General features: G+C 68.0%; 19 protein-coding genes and 1 tRNA gene. 16 read left to right on the top strand and 4 right to left on the bottom strand.

Annotated features, from left to right (window positions below):
- The 5 genes from hflC to ACQ4L4_RS13620 all read left to right on the top strand — a co-directional run bounded on the left by hflC (position 1) and on the right by ACQ4L4_RS13620 (position 4,499).
- Positions 1-900 carry a protease modulator HflC gene (hflC, locus tag ACQ4L4_RS13640; RefSeq protein WP_431104717.1) on the top strand — a complete coding sequence of 300 codons (900 nt, stop codon included), beginning with the start codon at positions 1-3 and terminating at the stop codon, positions 898-900.
- 89 nt (positions 901-989) lie between these two features.
- Complete coding sequence (locus tag ACQ4L4_RS13635) at positions 990-1,175, top strand: DUF2065 domain-containing protein (RefSeq protein ID WP_431104716.1); 186 nt, start codon at positions 990-992, stop codon at positions 1,173-1,175.
- A gap of 176 nt (positions 1,176-1,351) precedes the next feature.
- Positions 1,352-2,515: an ATP phosphoribosyltransferase regulatory subunit gene (locus ACQ4L4_RS13630; protein ID WP_431104715.1), complete on the top strand. Its 1,164-nt coding sequence runs from the start codon at positions 1,352-1,354 to the stop codon at positions 2,513-2,515.
- Between the two features lie 52 nt (positions 2,516-2,567).
- The gene (locus ACQ4L4_RS13625; RefSeq protein ID WP_431104714.1) at positions 2,568-3,905 is read left to right on the top strand and encodes an adenylosuccinate synthase; all 1,338 of its coding nucleotides are present in this window, start codon (positions 2,568-2,570) and stop codon (positions 3,903-3,905) included.
- A gap of 72 nt (positions 3,906-3,977) precedes the next feature.
- A complete protein-coding gene (locus ACQ4L4_RS13620) occupies positions 3,978-4,499 on the top strand; it encodes a phosphoribosyltransferase (protein WP_067275520.1) in 522 nt (173 codons plus the stop codon).
- Between the two features lie 239 nt (positions 4,500-4,738).
- On the opposite strand, the gene ACQ4L4_RS13615 is transcribed toward ACQ4L4_RS13620, so the two are convergent.
- Positions 4,739-4,823 (bottom strand) — tRNA-Leu (locus ACQ4L4_RS13615).
- Positions 4,824-5,006: 183 nt separating this feature from the next.
- Here ACQ4L4_RS13615 and rnr point away from each other — a divergent pair.
- Positions 5,007-7,415 carry a ribonuclease R gene (gene rnr / locus ACQ4L4_RS13610; protein ID WP_431104713.1) on the top strand — a complete coding sequence of 803 codons (2,409 nt, stop codon included), beginning with the start codon at positions 5,007-5,009 and terminating at the stop codon, positions 7,413-7,415.
- Positions 7,416-7,529: 114 nt separating this feature from the next.
- Here the strand turns inward: rnr and ACQ4L4_RS13605 are convergent, their stop codons facing one another.
- The 3 genes from ACQ4L4_RS13605 to ACQ4L4_RS13595 are packed head-to-tail and all read right to left on the bottom strand — an operon-like array spanning position 7,530 to position 11,633.
- A complete protein-coding gene (locus ACQ4L4_RS13605) occupies positions 7,530-9,044 on the bottom strand; it encodes an NAD(P)H-hydrate dehydratase (RefSeq protein WP_431104712.1) in 1,515 nt (504 codons plus the stop codon).
- Positions 9,045-9,070: 26 nt separating this feature from the next.
- Positions 9,071-10,276 (bottom strand): FAD-dependent oxidoreductase, encoded by a 1,206-nt coding sequence (locus tag ACQ4L4_RS13600; RefSeq protein ID WP_431104711.1) that lies wholly within the window; start codon positions 10,274-10,276, stop codon positions 9,071-9,073.
- A 1-nt stretch (position 10,277) separates the two neighbouring features.
- Positions 10,278-11,633: an amidase gene (locus tag ACQ4L4_RS13595; protein WP_431104710.1), complete on the bottom strand. Its 1,356-nt coding sequence runs from the start codon at positions 11,631-11,633 to the stop codon at positions 10,278-10,280.
- Between the two features lie 214 nt (positions 11,634-11,847).
- Here ACQ4L4_RS13595 and rpsB point away from each other — a divergent pair, with 214 nt between their 5' ends.
- The 10 genes from rpsB to ACQ4L4_RS13545 all read left to right on the top strand — a co-directional run bounded on the left by rpsB (position 11,848) and on the right by ACQ4L4_RS13545 (position 22,106).
- Positions 11,848-12,594 (top strand): 30S ribosomal protein S2, encoded by a 747-nt coding sequence (rpsB, locus tag ACQ4L4_RS13590; protein WP_377152676.1) that lies wholly within the window; start codon positions 11,848-11,850, stop codon positions 12,592-12,594.
- Positions 12,595-12,712: 118 nt separating this feature from the next.
- A complete protein-coding gene (gene tsf / locus ACQ4L4_RS13585) occupies positions 12,713-13,609 on the top strand; it encodes a translation elongation factor Ts (protein ID WP_331614127.1) in 897 nt (298 codons plus the stop codon).
- A 107-nt stretch (positions 13,610-13,716) separates the two neighbouring features.
- On the top strand, positions 13,717-14,427 hold the full coding sequence (gene pyrH, locus ACQ4L4_RS13580; protein ID WP_377152678.1) for a UMP kinase: 711 nt from the start codon (positions 13,717-13,719) through the stop codon (positions 14,425-14,427).
- Between the two features lie 51 nt (positions 14,428-14,478).
- Positions 14,479-15,039, top strand: a complete 561-nt coding sequence (gene frr, locus ACQ4L4_RS13575; RefSeq protein ID WP_421037958.1) for a ribosome recycling factor — start codon at positions 14,479-14,481, stop codon at positions 15,037-15,039.
- A 13-nt stretch (positions 15,040-15,052) separates the two neighbouring features.
- The gene (gene uppS, locus ACQ4L4_RS13570) at positions 15,053-15,784 is read left to right on the top strand and encodes a polyprenyl diphosphate synthase (RefSeq protein ID WP_377152680.1); all 732 of its coding nucleotides are present in this window, start codon (positions 15,053-15,055) and stop codon (positions 15,782-15,784) included.
- A 1-nt stretch (position 15,785) separates the two neighbouring features.
- The gene (locus ACQ4L4_RS13565) at positions 15,786-16,619 is read left to right on the top strand and encodes a phosphatidate cytidylyltransferase (protein WP_431104709.1); all 834 of its coding nucleotides are present in this window, start codon (positions 15,786-15,788) and stop codon (positions 16,617-16,619) included.
- Between the two features lie 31 nt (positions 16,620-16,650).
- Complete coding sequence (ispC, locus tag ACQ4L4_RS13560; RefSeq protein WP_431104708.1) at positions 16,651-17,859, top strand: 1-deoxy-D-xylulose-5-phosphate reductoisomerase; 1,209 nt, start codon at positions 16,651-16,653, stop codon at positions 17,857-17,859.
- A gap of 54 nt (positions 17,860-17,913) precedes the next feature.
- Positions 17,914-19,284, top strand: coding sequence for an RIP metalloprotease RseP (gene rseP, locus ACQ4L4_RS13555; protein WP_431104707.1), 1,371 nt, complete (start codon positions 17,914-17,916; stop codon positions 19,282-19,284).
- A gap of 33 nt (positions 19,285-19,317) precedes the next feature.
- Complete coding sequence (gene bamA / locus ACQ4L4_RS13550) at positions 19,318-21,597, top strand: outer membrane protein assembly factor BamA (protein ID WP_431104937.1); 2,280 nt, start codon at positions 19,318-19,320, stop codon at positions 21,595-21,597.
- A complete protein-coding gene (locus ACQ4L4_RS13545) occupies positions 21,597-22,106 on the top strand; it encodes an OmpH family outer membrane protein (RefSeq protein WP_431104706.1) in 510 nt (169 codons plus the stop codon). Before bamA ends, ACQ4L4_RS13545 begins: the two co-directional genes overlap by 1 nt.
- Positions 22,107-22,130 lie beyond the last annotated feature (24 nt).

Below are 22,130 nucleotides of genomic sequence, written 5' to 3'. Positions count from 1 at the left end.
ATGAATCGCATCGTCTCCGTCGTCGTCGGTCTGCTGATCCTGTTCATGATCGCCAGCTCGACCTTGTTCGTCGTCGACCAGCGTCAGTACGCGGTCGTCTACTCGCTGGGCGAGATCAAGGACGTGATCGCCGAACCCGGCCTGAAATTCAAGCTGCCACCGCCGCTGCAGAACGTGGTCTTCCTGGACCGCCGCGTCCAGACGCTGGACTCGTCCGAGCCCCGCGCCATCTTCACCGCCGAGAAGAAGAGCCTGGTCGTCGACTGGCTGGTCAAGTGGCGCATCGTCGATCCCAAGCAGTTCATCCGCAACAACGGCAGCCAGCTGCGTAATCTCGAATCGAGACTGAGCCCGGTGGTCAATTCCGCGATGAACGAGGAGGTGACCAAGCGCACCGTGGCCGCCGTGCTGGCGACCGAGCGCGAGAAGGTCATGCAGGACGTCCGCAAGCGTCTGGAGGGCACTGCCAAGGAGTTGGGCATCGAGATCGTCGACGTGCGCGTCAAGCGCGTCGACTTCGCGGCCAACATCACCGAGGCCGTCTACAACCGGATGAAGACGGAACGCGCCCGCGCCGCCAACGAGCAGCGCTCCACCGGCGCGGCCGAAGGCGAAAAGATCAAGGCCGATGCCGACAAGCAGCGCGACGTGATCACCGCCGAGGCCTACAGCGACGCGCAGAAGATCAAGGGCGAGGGCGACGCCAAGGCGGCGGCGCTGTATTCGGAGGCCTTCAGCCGCGATCCTCAATTCGCGCAGTTCTATCGCTCGCTCGATGCCTATCAGGCGTCGTTCAAGGGCAAGAACGATGTGATGGTGCTCGACCCGTCGAGCCCCTTCTTCAACGCGATGCGCAACGGCGGCCCCGGCGCCCCGGCAGCGGCTGCGCCGAAGAAGTGACTTCTGGAAGGGCCGGCCCTGGCGACCTCCGGGTCGACCGGCCCTCGTCAGCAGGCTGACCGGCAGCAGCCGGGGAGGGCGGCCCCATCATGAACGGCGACAAGTGGCTGGCGGCGCTGGCGTTGCTGCTGATCATGGAGGGGCTGTTGCCTTTCCTGAATCCTGGCGCATGGCGCCAGTTGTTCTCGAAGCTGTTGGCCATGAGCGACGGCCAGCTGCGATTCCTCGGCCTGGCCAGTCTGTTGTGCGGCGCCCTGCTGCTGCTCTTGCTCTGAGCATTGCGAGGCAGCGGGACGACGCACAAGACGGTGATCGGGCCGCGCGCGGCCCATCGCGAAGCCTTGCTGGATCGTTGACGAACCCGCGCCGGACCCCCGCCTGAGGGTTCCGGCGGTCGAGGCACGTCGCGACCCCGGTACAATGCCGTTTTTAACCCCCTCCCTGAACGTCCATGGCCTCTGCTTGGCTGCTGCCCGAGCACATTGCTGACGTCCTGCCCTCCCAGGCTCGCCGCATCGAAGAACTGCGGCGCGAATTGCTGGACATGGCGCGGACCTACGGTTGCGAGCTGGTGATGCCTCCCATGCTGGAGCATCTCGACTCGCTGCTTTCCGGCACCGGCCAGGCGCTGGATCTCAAGACCTTCAAGCTCGTCGACCAGCTCTCCGGTCGCAGCCTGGGCCTGCGCGCGGACACGACCCCGCAGGTCGCCCGCATCGATGCCCACCTGCTGAACCGCGCCGGCGTGACGCGCCTGTGCTACTGCGGCCCGGTGCTGCACACGCGCGCCGAAGGCCTGACCGCGACGCGGGAGCCGCTCCAGTTCGGCGTCGAGATCTACGGCCATGCCGGTCTCGAAGCCGATCTCGAAGCGCAGGAACTGGCCATCGACGCGATGCAACGCGCCGGCGTCACGCGCCTGGTGCTGGACCTGGGCGACGCGCGCCTGGTGCGCGGCGTGCTCGGCGAACATGCGCTCGGCGAGGATCGTCTGAGCGCACTGGTGGCTGCTATGGCCGCCAAGGACGCTGCCGGCGTGGCGGCGTTCTCCAATGAATTGCCCGACGACGTCGTCGCCGCGCTGCAGACGCTGCTGCGCCTGTATGGCGGTGTCGAGGTGCTGGCGGACGCGCGTCGCGCGCTGCCGGTGAATGCGTTGGTCACGGCCGCGCTGGACGATCTGGAGTGGCTGGTCCATCACCTGCGCGCGGCGTATCCCGACGTTCGCATCGGTGTCGATCTGGCGGATCTGCCGGGCTTCGGCTACTACAGCGGCGTCCGCTTCGCGCTGTATGCGGAAGGCGGCAGCGATGCGGTGCTGCGCGGCGGCCGCTACGACGAGGTCGGCGCGGTCTTCGGCCGGCGTCGTCCCGCCGTCGGTTTCAGCCTGGACCTGAAGACGCTGGTGGGACTGATCCCCGCCACGTCGCTGCGGGCCGCGGTGCGCGCCCCGTGGGGCGAGGATCCCCATCTGCGCGCGGCGGTCCGCCGTCTGCGCGAGCAGGGCGAGACGGTGGTCTGCGTCCTGCCGGGCCACGAGCAAGAGAACGACGAATTCGAATGCGACCGCGAGCTGGTGCAGTCCGGCGGTCAATGGGTGCTGCGATCGCTGTGAGCGACGCGATTCGCCCCTCCACCCTCAACCTCCAAATCATCGGATGAACGACATGCAAAGCAGTGAGATCGCGCGCGGGCGCAATGTGGTGGTCGTCGGCACCCAATGGGGTGACGAAGGCAAGGGCAAGGTCGTCGACTGGCTGACCGACCACGCGCAAGGCGTGGTGCGCTTCCAGGGCGGCCACAACGCCGGCCACACGCTGGTCATCAAGGGCGTGAAGACGGCGCTGCAGCTGATCCCGTCGGGCATCATGCGCGACGGCGTCGCCTGCTACATCGGCAACGGCGTGGTGCTGGACCCGACCCATCTGCTGTCGGAAATCGAGCGCCTGGAGAAGGCCGGCGTCGAGGTGCGTTCGCGCCTGTACATCAGCGAGTCCTGCCCGCTGATCATGCCCTTCCACGTCGAGGTCGACCGCGCCCGCGAGGCGCTGCGCGAGAGCAGCGGCAGCGGCAAGATCGGCACGACCGGCAAGGGCATCGGCCCGGCGTATGAGGACAAGGTCGCCCGCCGCGCGCTGCGCGTGCAGGACCTGAAGCATCCGGACCGCTTCGCGAAGAAGCTCAAGGAACTGATCGACCTGCACAACGTCGCGCTGACCGGTTACCTGAACGGCAAGGCGCTGGAGTTCCAGCCGATCTTCGACCATGCGATGTCGCTGGCCGACCAGATCAGGCCGATGATGGCCGACGTCGGCTACATGCTGCACAAGGCGCATCAGGCCGGTCAGAACATCCTGTTCGAAGGCGCGCAGGGCACGCTGCTGGACATCGACCACGGCACCTATCCGTACGTGACCTCGAGCAACTGCGTGGCCGGCAACGCCGCCGCGGGCGCCGGCGTGGGTCCGCAGATGCTGCACTACATGCTGGGCATCACGAAGGCCTACGCGACGCGCGTGGGCTCGGGCCCGTTCCCGACCGAGCTGGACTGGGAGACCCCGGGCACCGTGGGTCACCACCTGTCGACGGTCGGCCAGGAGCGCGGCACCGTCACCGGTCGCGCCCGCCGCTGCGGCTGGCTGGACGCCGCCGCGCTGAAGCGCTCGATCATCATCAACGGCATCACCGGCCTGTGCCTGACCAAGCTGGACGTGCTGGACGGACTGGCCGAGATCAACATGTGCGTGGGCTATGAGCTCGACGGCAGGCAGATCGACATCCTGCCGCTGGACGCCGACGAGATCGTCGCGTGCAAGCCGGTCTATGAAGTCTTCCCCGGCTGGACCGAGTCGACCTTCGGCATCACGAAGTGGGACCAACTGCCGGCCAACGCGATTGCCTACCTGAAGCGCGTGGAAGAGGTGATCGGCGCGCCGATCGCCATGGTGTCCACCGGCCCCGATCGCGAGCACACCATCCTGCTGCAGCATCCGTTCAAGGACTGAGCGACCGCTCGGCCCCTGTCGTTTTCCGTCTTATCCAGACCTGACCCCATCCATCGCTGAGGAGCCTCCCCCATGTTGACCGACGACGGCAAACATCTGTACGTGTCGTGGGATGAATACCACCTGTTGATCGAACGCCTGGCGCTGAAGGTGCATGCCTCCGGCTGGGAGTTCGACCAGATCCTGTGTCTGGCGCGCGGCGGGATGCGTCCCGGCGACGTGCTGTCGCGCGTGTTCGACAAGCCGCTGGGCATCATGTCCACCAGCTCGTACCGCGCGGAAGCGGGCACGATCCAGGGGCGTCTGGACATCGCCAAGTACATCACCATGCCCAAGGGCGAACTGGCGGGCCGCGTGCTGCTGGTGGACGACCTGGCGGACTCGGGCGTGACGCTGAAGGCCGTGGTGGAACGGCTGCGCGGCATGCCGTCGATCAGCGAGCTGCGCTCGGCAGTGATCTGGACGAAGAGCGTTTCGGAATACACGCCGGACTACTACGTCGAGATGCTGGAAACCAGCCCGTGGATCCATCAGCCGTTCGAAGATTACGACGCGTTGCGCCCCGATGCGCTGGCGAAGAAATTCGCGATCTGATGAACGAAGGGCTGACACGTGTCAGCCCTTTTTTCTTGCGCGCCATGCCGCTGCAGTACGCATGCTCGGTGTCGAGAAGGTGGGGCTGCCGGCGCCCCTCGGAGCGAATGCCGAGCGTGAGGAGGCGATTGAGCGGAGAGGGGTGCCGGCAGCCCCACCTTCGGGCGCGCGGCACTGCCATTCGAGTCCTCGACGGGGCGCCAATGAGAAAAGCCGGCACGAGGCCGGCTTTTCGAATTTGGTGCCCAGGAGAGGACTCGAACCTCCACGGAGTTACCCGCTAGTACCTGAAACTAGTGCGTCTACCAATTCCGCCACCTGGGCAAGGTCAGAAGCCAGCTTCTCGGGAAACCAGCTCAAGCCACTTCATGACGAACTTCTTGAAGTATTCTTGAGCCCTCGGTTTCTCGAAACGCAAAAGAGCTTCTGCGTTTCAGGAAAGACAAGGATTCTACTATCAAAAACTTCAAGAATGCAAGCCCCCAGGGCGCTCAAGGCGCTCAGCTGATGGGGGAGATCGAAGGCACGGTGCAGGGTCACCGCGACGGGCACGGTTTCCTGATGCCCGACGATGGTCAACCGGACGTTTATCTGTCCTCGCAGGAGATGCACGCCGTCATGCACGGCGACCGCCTGCGGGTGCGCATCGTGCGCCACGACAAGCGCAATCGTCCCGAAGGCCGCGTGCTGGAAATCCTCGAACGCCGCAAGAAGCCGATCATCGGCCGGCTGCTGCTCGAGTCCGGCATCTGGCTCGTCGCCCCTGAAGACAAGCGCTACGGCCAGGACATCCTGGTTCCGAAGAACGCGATCGCCAACGCGACCGCGGGACAGATCGTCGCCGTCGAACTGACCGAGCCGCCGTCGCTGTATTCGCAGCCGGTGGGTCGCGTGACCGAAGTGCTGGGCGAGATCGACGACCCCGGCATGGAGATCGAGATCGCCGTGCGCAAGTACGAGGTCCCGCACGCCTTCAGCGCCGACACGCTGGCGCAGGCGGCGAAGCTGCCCGACAAGGTCCGCGCGGTCGACATGAAGCACCGCATCGATCTGCGCGACGTGGCGCTGGTGACGATCGACGGCGAGGACGCCCGCGACTTCGACGACGCGGTCTACTGCGAGCCCCACAAGCAGGGCCGGGGCAAGACGGCGTTCCAGGGCTGGCGGCTGCTGGTCGCGATCGCCGACGTCAGCCACTACGTGAAGCCCGGCGAACCGTTGGACCGCGATGCCTACGAGCGTGCGACCTCGGTCTACTTCCCCAGACGCGTCATCCCGATGCTGCCGGAGAAGCTGTCGAACGGCCTGTGCTCGCTGAATCCGGAGCAGGACCGCCTGTCCATGGTCTGCGACATGCTGGTCAGCGAGGCTGGCGAGCTGCACGCCTACCAGTTCTATCCGGCGGTGATCAACTCGCATGCGCGCTTCACCTATACCGAGGTGGCGGCGATCCTCGGCAACACGCACGGCCCCGAGGCCCACAAGCGCAAGGCGCTGGTGCCGCACCTGCTGCATCTGCACGAGGTCTACCGCGCGCTGCTGTCGCAGCGCGCCAAGCGCGGCGCGATCGACTTCGAGACCACCGAGACCCAGATCGTCTGCGACGACAACGGCCGCATCGAGAAGATCGTGCCCCGCACGCGCAACGAGGCACACCGCCTGATCGAGGAGGCGATGCTCGCCGCCAACGTCTGCGCGGCGGACTTCATCGCCGGCGGCAAGCATGCGTCGCTGTACCGCGTCCACGAGGGCCCGACGCCCGAGAAGCGCGGCACGCTGCAGGCCTACCTGCGGGCGCTGGGCATCGGCATGGGCATCAGCGACGATCCGACGCCGGGCGAGTACCAGACGATCGCGCAAGCGACCAAGGACAGGCCCGACGCGCAGCAGATCCACACCATGCTGCTGCGCTCGATGCAGCAGGCGATCTACACCCCGGCCAATGCGGGCCACTTCGGTCTCGCCTACCAGGCCTACACGCACTTCACCAGCCCGATCCGGCGCTACCCGGACCTGCTGGTGCACCGCGTGATCAAGGCGCTGCTCGGCTCCAAGAAGTACGCGCTCGACGCGCACAAGATGGAAGCCGCGAACCCGATGCCCAAGCGGCCGGGCAAGCCGGCCTCGAAGGCGCCGAGCCCGGCCTCCGCGTCGACCGAGTCGGAGCGCTGGGAAGTCGTCGGCGCGCACTGCAGCGCGAACGAGCGTCGCGCCGACGAGGCCTCGCGCGATGTCGAGGCCTGGCTGAAGTGCCGCTTCATGCGCGACCACCTCGGCGAGGAATTCGCCGGCACGGTGAGCGCGGTGACGAGCTTCGGCCTGTTCGTGCAGCTCGACGCGTTGTATGTCGAAGGCCTGATCCACATCACCGAACTCGGCGGCGAGTACTTCCGTTTCGACGAAGTCCGCCAGGAGCTGCGCGGCGAACGCACCGGCATCCGCTACGCCACCGGCGCGCGCGTGCAGGTGCAGGTCAGCCGTGTCGACCTGGACGGCCGCAAGATCGATTTCCGGCTGGTGCGCGACGGCGACGAGCAGCGGCTGCTGCGCGGCGCCCATCGCGACAAGTTCGGCGACCGGCGTGGCGGCGATGGCAAGGGTCCCGCGAGGAAGCAGGACAAGCGCGCCGAGCACCGTGCGCGCCGCGAGGCGGCCGCGGCGCCGGCCGCGACGGTGGAGCCGATGCCGCTGCCGCCGCCTGATCCGCCGACGGCGGTCGACGCGCTCGAGCGCATCGAGCAGGCCGACCGCGTGCTGAAGGCCGAGCGCCGCAAGTCGGAGCGCGCGACGAAGGGCTCGTCGACGCATCCGGTCCAGGCAGCCAAACGCACGGCGCGCAGTGCGGCGAAGTCGGTCGCCGCGAAGGGCAGTGGCGCGCCCGCGGCGAAGACGACGCGGCGCAAGCGCGGCGCATGAACGGCGCGTGAGCGCAGCCTGACGGGTGTCGGTCCCTCGCGATCGAGTCTCCGATGAAGAAGGGCCTGGTCATGCCAGGCTCTTGGTCTTTCTGACGAACGCGCTCGCCGTCGTTCAGGCGGAAAGGCTGTGCAGCGCGGCCATCGCGTCGATCAGGTCGGCGGCGAGCAGGGGGCCCGCATGACCTTCCGCCGCCGCGCCGTGCCAGGTCACGGCGGCACAGGCGAGGTCGTGCGGCGCGATGCCCGGCGACTGCGCCCAGAGTCCGCCAATCCAGCCGGCCAGCACGTCGCCCGTGCCTGCGGTGGCCAGTGCTGATGAGCCGGTGCCATTGATCGACAGGCGCCGCTTGGGCGTGACCACGAGGCTGCCCGATCCCTTGAGCACGACGGTCACCGCGAAGCGCGTCGCCAGTTGCGTCGCGGCGTCCAGGCGATCGGCCTGCACATCGGCCGCCGACGGCAGTCCCAGGAGCCGCGCCGCTTCCAGCGGATGCGGCGTCAGGATCGTGGGCCAGCCGTGCGCGGCGCGACGGCGTAGCGCATGCTGCAGTGTCTCGTCGGCGGCCACCAGGTTCAGGGCGTCGGCATCGAGCACGACGCGCGTCGCGCCGTGCAATGCCTTTGACAGCGCCGACGCGATCGCAGTCCCGCCGCCACAGCCGCACACGGCGACGATGTCCCGCCAGGTGTCCGGCGAAGCGCTCCAGCGCGCGGCATCCCAATGCATGAGTTCCGGTCGCGCGGGCCATGGTTGGCCGTCGTCCTCAGGCAGTGCCGCGTACACGCGCCCCGCGCCGGCGGCCAGCGCCGAGGTCGCGGCGAGCCACGCGGCACCGCGCATCGTCGGCGCGCCGCCCAGGACGACGACATCGCCATGCCGTCCCTTGTGGCTGGCCGCTGAACGCGCGAACGCGCTTTGCCAGCGCGCGATGCGGCCGGCGCCGAAGAGCACGCCGACGCCCTTGTCGTCGACGGGCACGCCGAGGTCGTCGAACCAGACCCGCCCCGCGAGCGCACGGCCTTCTCCGGTGAACAGGCCGGACTTGAGAGTCAGGAAGGTCAGCGTGTGATGCGCGCGCACGGCATGGGCACCCAATGGCTGGCCGGTGCGGACATCGATGCCGCTGGGAACGTCGACGGCCAGCACCGTGGCGCCGGCGTCGCGCATTGTGTCGATGGCCTGGATGGCCGAGGCGATGGGCCCGTCGGGTGCGCGGTTCGCGCCGAGGCCGAGGAGGGCGTCGATCGTGCCATCGGCCCACCGGGGCATGTGTGGGAGATCGGCGTGCAGGCGCAGGCCGGCTTGCCGGGCGGTGTCCAGCGCATGCGCGGCGTCACTGCCTGGCGGGGGTTCCGGTCCGACCAGGAGCACGTCCACCGTCCATCCGCGGGCGGCCAGGTGGCGGGCCGCGATGAGGCCGTCGCCGCCGTTGTTGCCCGGACCCGCGAACACGGCGGCGTGCTGGCCGAAAGGTCGGAGTGCCATGGCCAGGCGTGCCACGGCAAGCCCGGCGCGCTCGATCAGCGTGTGAGGCGGATGCAGCGACAGCGCCGCAGCCTCGATGCGCCGGCTCGACGGCGCGTCATGGAGGGATCGGTCGTGGGACGTGGGCAGCACCGGCAGCATGGCGCCGACTCTATCCCCGTCTCAGCTCACTGGAGCCGTGCCGGTTCCAGCAACGCGGCGTCGATGCCCGGATCCTTCTTCGCGAGCCGGGCCGCCAACAGTTGCGCGGCGGCTCCGGCCATGGTCCAGCCGTGCTCGCCATGACCGATGTTCAACCACACGCCGGGCAGGCCGGACTCGCCGATCAGCGGCAGCTCGTCGGGCAGCAGCAGGCGCGAGGTCTTCCAACGCTGCTGACCGCCGGCGAGCAGGGCGCCCGGGAACCAGTCGTGCGCAGCCTGGTGCAGCGCGCCCATCGACTGGCCATCCGGCTGCGACGATGAGCCGCCCAGCTCGTTAGCCCCGCCGACGCGCACGCGTTGACCGAGTCGCGTGAGGCTGACGCCCAGCGCCATGTCGATGACGGTCGCACGCGGACCCAGGTCCGGGTGCGCCTCCAGCATGCGCAAGGGCGCCGTCAGCGTGTGCGTGTGCACCGTTCCCCACGGCAGCTTCAGCCCTTGCGCGGCGAGCAGCGGCGCCGCGCCCTTGCCGGCGCACACCAGCACCGCGTCCACCCGCAGCGGCTCGCCCGCGGCCACGTGCACGGCCGGCTGGCTGCCGGGCTCGACGCGCAGCACGTCGGTGTTGAAGTTCCACTGCACGCCGAGCCGCTGCGCCTCCAGCTTCAGCGCCTGGCTGAACTGGCGGGCGTTGGCCGCCTCGTCCTGCGTCAGCAGGATGCCGCCGTGCAGCGCGGTCTCGGCGTTGAGTCCGGGTTCCTGCGCGCGGCAACCGTCGGCGTCGAGCTCGCGATGCGGTACCTGCCGCTCCTGCAGCCGCGCCAGCAGCGGTGCCGCGCTCTTGTAGTCCTTGGCGGTGCGCCACAGCAGCAGCACGCCGGCTTCGCGCTCGACGTCCATCTTCAATTCGCGCCGCCACACCGCCATCACGGCCTGGCCGCGCAGCGCCAGCGCATGCAGCGCCTCCGGCATCGCCTGCAGGCCGCGCGCGCGGCCGGCGCGCCAATGCGCGAACTTCCAGCCGAGCTGGCCCGGCTTGCCGCGCCACGCCAGCGGCGTGTCGGGCCGCGCGGCCATCAGGCCCGGCGCGATCAGCCCGGGCGGCGCGAAGCTCGCGCCGGTGGCGACGCTGGTGTCGCGTTCGAAGACATGGACCTCATGGCCCTGCAGCGCGAGTTCGTAGGCGCTGGTGACGCCGGCCAGACCGGCTCCGATGATGGCGATCCGCATTTCAGCGGATCCCCGCGGCGAGCGCCGCCTCGACGCGCGACGCAGCGCCCAGCACCGCGTGATCGCGCAGCGCGGGGGCCCACAGCATCAGGCCGACCGGCAGTTCGCCGGGGTGCTCGCACGGGATCGAGATCGCGCAGCCGTCGAGCAGGTTCACGACGGCGGTGTTGCGCAGCAGGCGCGCATTGGTGGCAAGGAACAGGTCGTCGCTGTGCAGCAAGGGGGCGATCTCCGGGGCTTGGAGGGGAACGGTGGGGCTGAGGAAGGCGTCGATGCCGGCCATCGCGGCCGTCATGTCGTGGATCCAGCGGCGGCGGGCGTCGAGCATCGCCTGGTAGGTGGCGGGAGGGATGGCCTCGCCGCGGCGGATGCGCATCGCGACGCGCGGGTCGTAGCGGTCGCCGCGTTCGGCGAGGCGCGCATGGTGCCATGCCCAGGCCTCGGCCGCGGTGATGCCGCCTTGTGTTTGCAGTTCCGCCACACGGGGCAGGGCGGGCAGCGCGCGTTCCTCGATGCGGGCGCCGGCAGCGCTCAGCGTCGCGAGCGCGCGTTCGAACGCGGCGGCCACCGCGGGCTCGAGCTCGTCCTGCATGAAGTCCGGCGTGATCGCGAAGCGCCATGCCGACAAGGGGCGTTCATCGAGGTCGGCCGGTGCGCCGCTCAGCACCGCGTGCAGCAGCGCGGCGTCCCGCACCGAGCGCGTGATCGCGCCAGCCGTGTCCAGCGAGGGCGACAACGGCACGCACCCGTCAAGCGGCACCAGCCGCGCCGTGCTCTTGAAGCCGATCAGCCCTTGCAGCGCGGCCGGGATGCGCAGCGACCCGCCGGTGTCCGAACCGAGCGCCGCCCACGCGGCGCCGGTGGCGACGCTGACCGCACCGCCGGAGGTCGATCCGCCAGGAATGCGCGCCAGGCCGTCGATCGCGTGTGTCACCGGATTCCGGGGCGTGCCGTGATGTGGATTGATCCCGACGCCGGAGAAGGCGAACTCACTCAGGTTGGTGTGGCCGATCAGCGCGGCGCCGGCATCGCGCAGCCGGGCGACGACCGGGGCATCGCGCTCGGCGGGCGCCGCATCGTCCATGGTGGCGGAGGCGGCGGTCGTCGGATGCCCGGTAACGTCGAACAGATCCTTGACGGACACCGCCAGACCGCCGAGCGTCGGGCGCGGTCCGCCGCGAGCGACCACGGCATCCGAGGCGTCGGCCGCCGCGCGGGCCTCCTCGTCGAAGCGGCGCAGGAAGACGTGCTCGCACGCGGCGCCGTCGGCAAGCGCCAGGCTCTCGTCCAGCAGGCTGCGCGCGGCGTGGCGGCCCACACGCAGGGAGGCGAGCGCCTCGGTCAGGTCGATCGGCATGCGAAAACGGGTTATACTCGTCGGGTTTTTCCCGGATAAGCCAGCCGTTGGGGCTGGAGTCCGGTGGAGAACGCGGCAGGTGGTTGGGGCCCAGACTTGTTCAAGGCCTGTCCATCGATCGCAAATTCGCGAGTCCGGCGAATCAAGGTGTTGCAACGTACAAGCAGACGTCGCAATTCGTGCCGGATTCTAGAACCAACCTTCGGAGTTACTTATGTCCGTCACGATGCGTGAGATGCTGGAAGCCGGCGTCCATTTCGGCCACCAGACCCGCTTCTGGAATCCCAAGATGGCCCCGTATATCTACGGCCATCGCAACAAGATCCACATCATCAACCTCGAGAAGACGCTGCCCGCGTTCGAGGAAGCCCTGAAGTTCGTGCGCCAGCTCGCCTCCAAGCGCGGCACGATCCTGATGGTCGGCACCAAGCGCCAGGCCCGCGACATCGTCGCCGCCGAAGCTGAGCGCGCCGGCGTCCCGAGCGTCAACCAGCGTTGGCTGGGCGGCACGCTGACCAACTTCAAGACGGTCAAGACCTCGCTGAAGCGCCTCAAGGACATGCAGGCCCAGATCGACGCCGGCACCCAGCCCGCGATCAAGAAGGAAGCCCTGATGTTCACGCGCGACATCAACAAGCTCGAGAAGAACATCGGCGGCATCCAGGACATGGTCGCGCTGCCGGACGCCCTGTTCGTCATCGACGTCGGCTATCACAAGATCGCCGTCCTGGAAGCCAAGAAGCTGGGCATCCCGGTCATCGGCGTCGTGGACACCAACCACTCGCCCGAAGGCATCGACTACGTCATCCCCGGCAACGACGACTCGGCCAAGGCTGTCGCCCTGTACGCCAAGGCTGTCGCCGACGCCGTGCTGGAAGGCCGTGCCAACTCGTCGAACGAAGTCGTCACGGCCGTCGCCGCTGAAGGCGACGAGTTCGTCGAAGTGAACGAAGGCGCCTGATCCAGGCCCTGACCCTCGACGGGTTCTGACAAGGGGGCTGATTCAGCCCCCTTCGTCCAAGCAGATTCAGATTTCAGCGGTGCCGGGTCGTTCCGGGCCGCGACATACGGAGATTGAAATGGCAGCAATTACCGCAAGCATGGTCGCCGAGCTGCGCGCCCGCACCGACTCCCCGATGATGGAGTGCAAGAAGGCGCTGACCGAAGCCGACGGCGACATGACCCGCGCTGAAGAGATCCTGCGCGTCAAGCTGGGCAGCAAGGCCGGCAAGGCCGCCTCGCGCGTGACCGCCGAGGGCGTCGTCGCCGCGGCCGTGAAGGGCAACGCCGGCGCGCTGATCGAAGTCAACTGCGAAACCGACTTCGTGTCGAAGAACGACGCCTTCCTGGCGTTCGTGAACGCGCTGGCCGGTCTGATCGTCGACAGCAACCCCGCCGACATCGCCGCCCTGTCCGCCCTGCCGCTGTCGCAGGAAGGCTTCGGCCCGACGGTCGAGGACGTGCGCGCCGGCCTGATCGGCAAGATCGGCGAGAACATGACGATCCGCCGTTTCAAGCGCTACGAAGGCGCCAAGCTGGCCTCCTACCTGCACGGCACCCGCATCGGCGTGATGGTCGAGTTCGACGGTGACGAAGTCGCCGCCAAGGACGTCGCGATGCACGTCGCCGCGATGAAGCCGGCCGCGCTGTCGTCCGCCGAAGTCCCGGCCGAGCTGGTCGAGAAGGAACGCAAGATCGCCGCCGAGAAGGCCGCCGAGTCCGGCAAGCCGGCCGAGATCGTCGCCAAGATGGTCGAAGGCTCGGTGCAGAAGTTCCTGAAGGAAGTCTCGCTGCAGGACCAGGTCTTCGTGAAGGCCGCCGACGGCAAGCAGACCGTCGCGCAGATGCTCAAGGACAAGGCCACGACGGTGAAGTCGTTCACCCTGTACGTCGTGGGCGAAGGCATCGAGAAGAAGGTCGACGACTTCGCTGCCGAAGTGGCTGCCCAGGTGGCGGCTGCAAGCAAGCAGCAATAAGCGTCGCGACTCAAAAAGGGCGCCTCTGGCGCCCTTTACACTTGTGCGCTTGCGCCAGCAGGCCTACGCACGACACTCCCTCCATCGGCCGTATTGACGAGGTAACAATGCCCGCCCACAAACGCATCCTGCTCAAGCTTTCCGGAGAAGCCCTGATGGGCGACGACGCCTACGGCATCAACCGCGCGACCATCGTGCGCATGGTCCAGGAAATCCAGGAAGTGACGAAGCTCGGCGTCGAGGTGGCGGTCGTCATCGGCGGCGGGAACATCTTCCGCGGCGTGGCGGGCGGCGCGGTCGGCATGGACCGCGCGACGGCCGACTACATGGGCATGCTGGCGACGGTGATGAACTCGCTGGCCCTGGCCGACACGATGCGCCAGGAAGGCATGACCGCGCGCGTCATGTCGGCGATCGCGATCGAGCAGGTCGTCGAACCCTATGTGCGTCCCAAGGCGCTGCAGTACCTGGAAGAAGGCAAGGTCGTCGTCTTCGCGGCCGGCACCGGCAACCCCTTCTTCACGACCGACACGGCCGCCGCGCTGCGTGGCGCCGAGATCGGCGCCGAGATCGTGCTGAAGGCGACCAAGGTCGACGGCGTCTACACCGCCGACCCGAAGAAGGACCCGACGGCCACGCGCTACTCGCGCATCAGCTTCGACGAGGCCATCGGCAAGAACCTGCAAGTGCTGGACGCGACCGCCTTCGCGCTGTGCCGCGACCAGAAGCTGCCCATCCGGGTGTTCTCGATCTTCAAGCCGGGCGCGCTGAAGCGCGTCGTGATGGGTGAGGACGAGGGCACGCTGGTGCACGTCTGACCGGGCTGGCGCGTTAGAGACCACGCCGCCCCCCTGATCGAGGAAAAGAACATGAGCATCGCCGACATCAAGAAGAACGTCGAAGCCAAGATGGCCAAGTCCGTCGAGGCGTTCAAGAACGAACTGCAGAAGATCCGCACCGGCCGCGCCCACCCGGGCCTGCTGGACCAGGTGCACGTGGACTACTACGGCTCGATGGTCCCCATCTCGCAGGTGGCCAACGTCACGCTGCTGGACGCCCGCACGGTCAGCGTGCAGCCCTGGGAAAAGGGCATGAGCCAGAAGATCGAGAAGGCCATCCGCGAATCGGACCTGGGCCTGAACCCGTCGTCGATGGGCGACCTGATCCGCGTGCCGATGCCGCCGCTGTCGGAAGAACGCCGCCGCGACCTGGTGAAGGTCTCCAAGGGCGCCGCCGAGGATGCGAAGGTGGCCGTGCGCAACCTGCGCCGCGACGCCAACGAGCAGGCGAAGAAGATGGCCAAGGACAAGGTCATCACCGAGGACGACGAGCGCCGCAGCCAGGACGAGGTCCAGAAGCTGACGGACCGCGTCGTCTCGGACATCGACAAGCTGCTCTCGGCCAAGGAAGCCGAGATCATGGCCGTCTGATCGTCGCATCCTCGTGAGCGCCGACAGCAAGGCGGGAGTGCCCCGCCATGTGGCCATCGTCATGGATGGCAACGGTCGTTGGGCGAAGAAGCGCTTCCTTCCGCGCTTCTTCGGTCACAAGCAGGGCGTGGACGCCCTGGTGCGGGTGGTCCAGGCCTGCATCGATCGAGAGATCGAGTACCTCACCGTCTTCGCCTTCTCCAGCGAGAACTGGAAGCGCCCCAGCGACGAGGTGTCCGGCCTGATGGGCCTGGTGCTGGCGGCGGTGTCGCGCTATCTGGCCCGCATGGGCGCGATGGGCGTGCGCATCCGCATCGTCGGCGACCGCGAGGCGGTGTCCGACAAGCTGCGTGCCGCCTGGGCCGAGGCCGAGGGCTCCACCGCCCACAATTCCAAACTGACGCTGAACGTCGCGTTCAATTACGGCGGCCGCTGGGACATCGTCCAGGCCTGTCGCAAGGCGATCGCGGCGGGCATCCCGGCGCACGAGCTGACCGAAGCCCGACTGTCCGAGTTCATGGCGATGAGCTATGCGCCGGACCCGGACCTCTTCATCCGCACCGGCGGCGAACTGCGCATCAGCAACTTCATGCTGTGGCAGACCGCCTACACCGAGTTCGTGTTCTCCGACTGCCTGTGGCCCGAGTTCGGCGAGGCGCAACTGGACGAGGCGATCGCCGCGTTTCGGGCGCGCGACCGCCGCTTCGGCGGGGTGAACGTGCCGGGCGTGGCCCAGGAGGCTTGAGATGCTGCTTCAGCGCGTGATCACGGCCCTGGTGCTGTTGGCGATCCTGCTGCCGGCGCTGTTCGCGTCGAATCCGATGTGGTTCGCGCTGCTGACGCTGGTGATGATCGCGGCGGCCGGGTGGGAGTGGTCGCGACTGAACGGCAAGCCCGGCGCGACGGCGCTCGCGTTCGGCGCCGTGCTCGCGGCGGCCTGTGCGGCGACCTTCTACGCCGTCGGCTTCAACGTGCCGGCCTGGTGCTGGTGGCTGGCCGGCGGGATCTGGGTGCTCGGCGGCGTGCGTGCGCTGGCGGCCGGCGTCGCCGGATGGCCGAAGCTGTCGCCCGTGCTCAGACTCGTGCTCGGCGCGGTGCTGCTGTGGGCCGCCTGGCTGGCGCTGATCGTCGCGCGACAGCGCGGCATCAACTTCCTGCTGTCGGCGATGTGCCTGGTCTGGATGGCCGACATCGCCGCGTACTTCTCCGGCAAGGCCTTCGGCAAGCGCAAGCTCGCGCCGGCGATCAGCCCGGGCAAGAGCTGGGAAGGCGCGATCGGCGGCCTCGTCGGCGTGATCGTGCTGGGCTTCGTCTGGGTCCACGTGATCGACGTGCGCGTCCCGGTGGATTCGGCCTCGCTGTACACGGTGCTGGTCAAGCGCATCGGCATCGTGTCGCTGCTGGCGCTGGTTTTCCTGTCGGCGATGAGCGTCGTCGGCGATCTGTTCGAATCCCTGGTCAAGCGGGCCGCCGGCGCCAAGGACAGCAGCCAGCTGCTGCCCGGCCACGGCGGTGTCCTGGACCGTGTCGACGCGCTGCTGCCGGTGCTCCCCCTGGCCTTGGCGCTGACCTCCCTCTGATCCTCCGGATCCCTCCGCGAGACCTTCTGCGATGACCGACCACTTCCACCGCCCGCAGCAGGTCTGCGTGCTGGGTTCCACCGGCTCCATCGGCACCAGCACGCTGGACGTGATCGCGCGTCATCCGGACCGTTATCGCGTCTTCGCCCTGTCGGCGATGAGCCGCGTCGACGAGCTCGCCGCGCAGTGCGTGCAATTCCAGCCGCGCTTCGCTGTCCTGCCCGATGCGGCGCTCGCCGCGCAACTGCGCACGAGGCTGCGCGAAGCCGGCTCCCGCACCGAAGTGCTCGACAGCATGGCCGCGCTGAGCGAGATCGCCGCGCATCCCGACGTCGACGCGGTGATGGCCGCGATCGTCGGCGCCGCCGGCCTGCCGCCGGCGATGGCCGCGGCGCGCGCCGGCAAGCGCCTGCTGCTCGCCAACAAGGAAGCGATCGTGCTCGGCGGTGCGCTGTTCATGCGCGCGGTCGCCGAGGGCGGCGCGACGCTGCTGCCGGTGGATTCGGAGCATTCCGCGATCTTCCAGTGCCTGCCCGAGGACCGCTCGACCTGGCCGCAGCGCATCGATCACATCGTGCTGACCGCGTCCGGCGGGCCGTTCCGCCAGCGCGATCCGGCCTCGCTGGCCGATGTCACGCCCGAGCAGGCCTGCGCCCACCCGAACTGGGTGATGGGCCGCAAGATCTCGGTCGACTCGGCGACGATGATGAACAAGGCGCTCGAGGTCATCGAGGCGCGTTGGCTCTTCGACCTGAAGCCCGAACAGATCAAGGTGCTGATCCACCCGCAGAGCATCGTGCATTCGATGGTGGTGTGCCGCGACCACTCGGTACTGGCCCAGTTGGGCACGCCCGACATGCGCGTGCCCATCGCGTATGCGCTGGCCTTCCCCGAACGCATCGTCTCCGGCGCGGGGGTGCTGGACCTGCTCAAGACACCGAGCCTCGCCTTCGAAGAGGCTGACGAGCGCCGCTTCCCCGGCCTGCATCTGTCGTGGCAGGCACTGCGCGCGGCCGAAGGCAGCACCGCGGTGCTCAACGCCGCGAACGAGGAGGCGGTCGCCGCCTTCCTCGATCACCAGCTTCGCTTCGATCACATCTGCCGCGTCAACCGCGAGGTGCTTGAAGCCGTGAATCCCCAGGCGGGCGAGGTCGACAGCGTCGAGGGGCTGCTGGCCCTCGACGGACGCGCCCGCCGACAGGCGAGACAGCAGATCGCGGCGCTCGCCGCAGCGGTCTGATCCTCCGGTCGACGACCGCCGCCCAGCCCCAGACCTCGATCCAGGACGCCCGCGATGCTTTCCCAAGTCCTCTATTTCCTCGTCACGCTGGGCATCCTCATCGTGATCCACGAGTGGGGCCACTACCGCGTGGCGCGCGCCTGCGGCGTCAAGGTGCTGCGTTTCTCGGTGGGCTTCGGCCGCGTGCTGCTGCGCCGGCGCAAGTCGCCGGACAGCACCGAGTTCACGCTGAGCGCGATCCCGCTCGGCGGCTACGTCCGCATGCTCGACGAGAGCGACGGCCCGGTGGCGCCCGACCAGCAATCGCAGGCCTTCAACCGCAAGACGCTGTGGCAGCGCGCGGCGATCGTCGCGGCGGGCCCGGCGGCCAACCTGATCCTGGCGGTGCTGCTGTTCGCGGTCGTCGGCTGGATCGGACGGGAAGAGCCGAAGGCGCTGCTCGGATCCCCGACGGCGGGCGGGCTGGCCGAACGCGCCGGCCTGCGGGCCGGTGACTGGGTGCAGGCCTGGTCCAACGACGGGCAGGATTGGGAAGACGTCCGCTCGATGCCGGACTTCGGCTGGCAACTGGCGCAGTCCGTCGCGGACCGGCAGCCGCTGCTGCTCAGCGTCAGCGATGCGGCGGGCCACGGTCGCCGCACCGTGCGCCTCGAGACCGACACCCTGGAGAGCCGCGACTTCGACGAGAAGACCATCGGCCGCATCGGCTTGGGCGGCGTGTTCATCGAACCGGTGCTGGGCCGCATGGTCGACGGCGAACCCGCGCAGGCCGCGGGACTGCAGTCCGGCGATCGCGTGCTGCGCGTCAACGACGAGGTCGTGCCGGACGTGGCCTGGTTCATCCAGCGCGTGCGCCGCGCCATCGTCGATGGCCAGCCGGAGCCGCTGCGCGTGCTCGTGCGCCGCGACGGCCAGCAGCTGGAACGCGTGGTCACGCCGCGCGTCGAGATCGTCGGCGACCAGCGCGTGGCCCGCATCGGCGCGGGCTTCGACGCCCGGCCTGCGAGCGTCAAGGTGCACTACGGCCCCATCGAATCGGTACGGCAAGGCCTGACCCGTACCTGGGAACTCAGCGCGCTGACGGTGAAGACGTTGGGCCGCATGTTGGTCGGTGAAGCTTCGGTAAAGAACCTCAGCGGACCCATCACGATCGCCAAGGCGGCGGACCAGTCGGCGAGCCTCGGATTGACTGCTTTCCTGAGCTTCCTCGCCGCCGTCAGCGTGAGCCTCGGCGTGCTGAACCTGCTGCCGCTGCCGATGCTCGATGGCGGACACCTGATGTATTATCTTTTCGAGGGTTTGAGCGGCCGCCCTGTCTCTGAGTGGTGGCACAAGCAGCTGCAACGCGCAGGCATTGCCGTCGTGCTGCTGATGATGAGCCTGGCCCTTTTCAACGATCTGACCCGCACGCTGGGTCTGCACTGAAGCTTCCGCATGCCCCGATTCCTGCCCGACGCCTTGCGCCCCCACGTGATCCAACTGGCGGTGCTGGCCACCGCGCTGCAAGCCGGTTCCGCCTGGGCCGCCGAACCGTTCGTTCTCAAGGACATCCGCGTCGAAGGTCTGCAGCGGACCGACCCGGGCACGGTGTTCGCGGCGCTGCCGTTCCGCATCGGCGACACCTACAACGACGAGAAGGGCGCCGCCGCGCTGCGCGCGCTGTTCGCGACCGGCCTGTTCAAGGACGTCCGCATCAACCTCGACACCGATGCCGTCGTCATCGTGATCGAGGAACGTCCGATCATCGCCAACGTCGGTTTCGTCGGCCTCAAGGAGTTCGACACCGAGGCACTGACCAAGTCGCTGAAGGACGTCGGCATCGGCGAGGGCAAGCCCTTCGACAAGGCGCTGGCCGACCGCGCCGAGCAGGAACTGAAGCGTCAATACCTGACCCGCTCGCTGTACGGCGCCGAGGTCACGACGACCATCACCCCGATCGAGCGCAACCGCGTCAACGTCAGCTTCTCGGTGACGGAAGGCGAGCCGGCCAAGATCGCCGAGATCCGCATCCTGGGCAACAAGGTCTTCAGCGAAGGCACGCTGACGGGGCTGCTCGAGCAGACCACGTCGGGCTGGCTGACCTGGTACACGAAGACCGACCGCTACTCCCGCGCGAAGCTGAACGCGGACCTGGAAACGATCCGCTCGTACTACCTGAACCGCGGCTACCTCGAGTTCAACGTCGAGTCGACGCAGGTCACGATCTCGCCGGACAAGCAGAGCATCAGCATCGCGATCACGATCAACGAAGGCCAGCCGTACACGGTCAACGGGATCAAGCTCGAAGGCGACTTCATGGGTCGCGACGAGGAGTTCAAGCGCCTGATCGCGCTCAAGCCCGGCCAGCCGTACAACGGCGAGGCGGTGGCGCAGACCACGCGCAACTTCCAGGACCTCTACGGTACCTTCGGCTACGCCTTCGCGCGTGTCGAGAGCCGCCCGGAGATCGACCGCGCGACCGGCCAGGTGACGGTGACGCTGGTCGGCGAGCCGCAGCGCCGCGTCTATGTGCGGCGCGTGCTGATCTCGGGCAACACCCGCACGCGGGACGAAGTGATCCGCCGCGAGTTCCGCCAGTTCGAATCGTCCTGGTACGACGGCGCCCGCATCAAGGCCTCGCGCGACCGCGTCGAACGCCTGGGCTACTTCAAGGACGTCACGATCGACACGACCGAGGTCCCGGGTTCGCCCGACCAGGTCGACGTCACGCTGACCGTGACCGAGCGCCCGACCGGCAACATCCAGATCGGCGCCGGCTACTCCAGCGCGAGCAAGCTGTCGCTGTCGGGCTCGATCTCGCAGGAGAACGTGTTCGGCTCCGGCAACTACCTGGGCATCCAGGTGAACACCGCCAGCACCGGCCGCTCGCTGGGCGTGACGACGGTGGACCCGTACTTCACCGTCGACGGCGTATCCCGCGCGATCGACGTGTTCTACCGGACCGTCAAGCCGATCAACAACCTCGGCGAGGAATACGAGTTCGCCTCGTACGGCGGCTCGGTCAAGTTCGGCGTGCCGTTCTCCGAGGACGACACCGTGTTCTTCGGCATCGGCTACGAAACGACGCGCATCACGACCCGCACCGGCCTGCCCAACAGCTACTGGCTGTTCCGCGAGCAGTTCGGCTCGTCGGCGATGTCGATCCCGCTGACGATCGGCTGGAAGAAGGACAACCGCGACTCCGTGATCACGCCGACCGCCGGCGCGATGAAGCGGGTGAACCTGGAGCTGAGCCCGGTCGGCGATTCGCGCTACACGATCGCCAACCTGCAGTACCAGGAGTTCTTCCCGCTGGGTCGCAAGTTCTCGCTGATGGTCAACGGCGAATTCGCCTACGGCAAGGGCCTGAGCGGCCGGCCGTATCCGATCTTCAAGAACTTCTACGGCGGTGGCCTGGGTTCGGTGCGGGTGTTCGAGCCCGGCACGCTGGGCCCGGTCGACGTGACCGGCTCCTACACCGGCGGCAACCGCAAGTTCAACCTGAACACCGAGTTCTACGTGCCGGTGCCTGGTTCGGGCAACGACAAGAGCTTCCGTCTGTTCGCGTTCCTGGACGCGGGCAACGTGTGGGGTCAGGACGAGAAGCTCAAGTTCGGTGATGTGCGTGCCTCGGCTGGCGCGGGTATCAGCTGGCTGTCGCCGATGGGCCCGCTGCGGCTCAGCTACGGCTCGCCGATCCGCAAGAAGCCCACGGATAGAATCGAGCGATTCCAATTCCAGATCGGGACTGCATTCTGATGAAGAGCAAGCTGTCGCAGATCGTCGCCACCGTCCTTCTGGCGGGCGCGGCGAGCCTGGGCGCGCAAGCCCAGGAAGTCAAGATCGGCTACGTCAACAGCGAGCGGATCCTGCGCGAAACCAACTTGGCCAAGGCGGCGGAGACGAAGCTGCAGGCCGAGTTCAGTCGTCGCGAGAAGGCGCTGGTCGACCTGGAGACCAAGCTGCGCGGCGCGGCCGAGAAGCTCGACAAGGACAGCCCCGCGCTGAGCGAGGCCGAACGCGGCCGCCGCCAGCGCGAGCTGATCGAGCAGGACCGCGACCTGCAGCGCAAGCGCCGCGAGTTCAACGAGGACGTCGCGCAGCGCAAGAACGAGGAACTCTCCGCCGTGATCGAGAAGGCCAACAAGGTCATCAAGCAGATCTTCGAGCAGGACAAGTACGATCTGATCGTTCAGGACGCGATTCATGCCAGCCCCCGCGTGGACATCACGAAGAAGGTGATCGACGCGCTCAACAGTCAGAAATGACACCGGACGTGATGCCGGAAGTGA

The organism is Roseateles noduli (genome assembly GCF_050626985.1).
GTDB classification, from domain to species: domain Bacteria; phylum Pseudomonadota; class Gammaproteobacteria; order Burkholderiales; family Burkholderiaceae_C; genus Roseateles; species Roseateles noduli_A.
The sequence above is the reverse complement of the archived record's forward strand: the minus strand, read 5'-3'. Positions and strand labels throughout refer to the sequence as shown.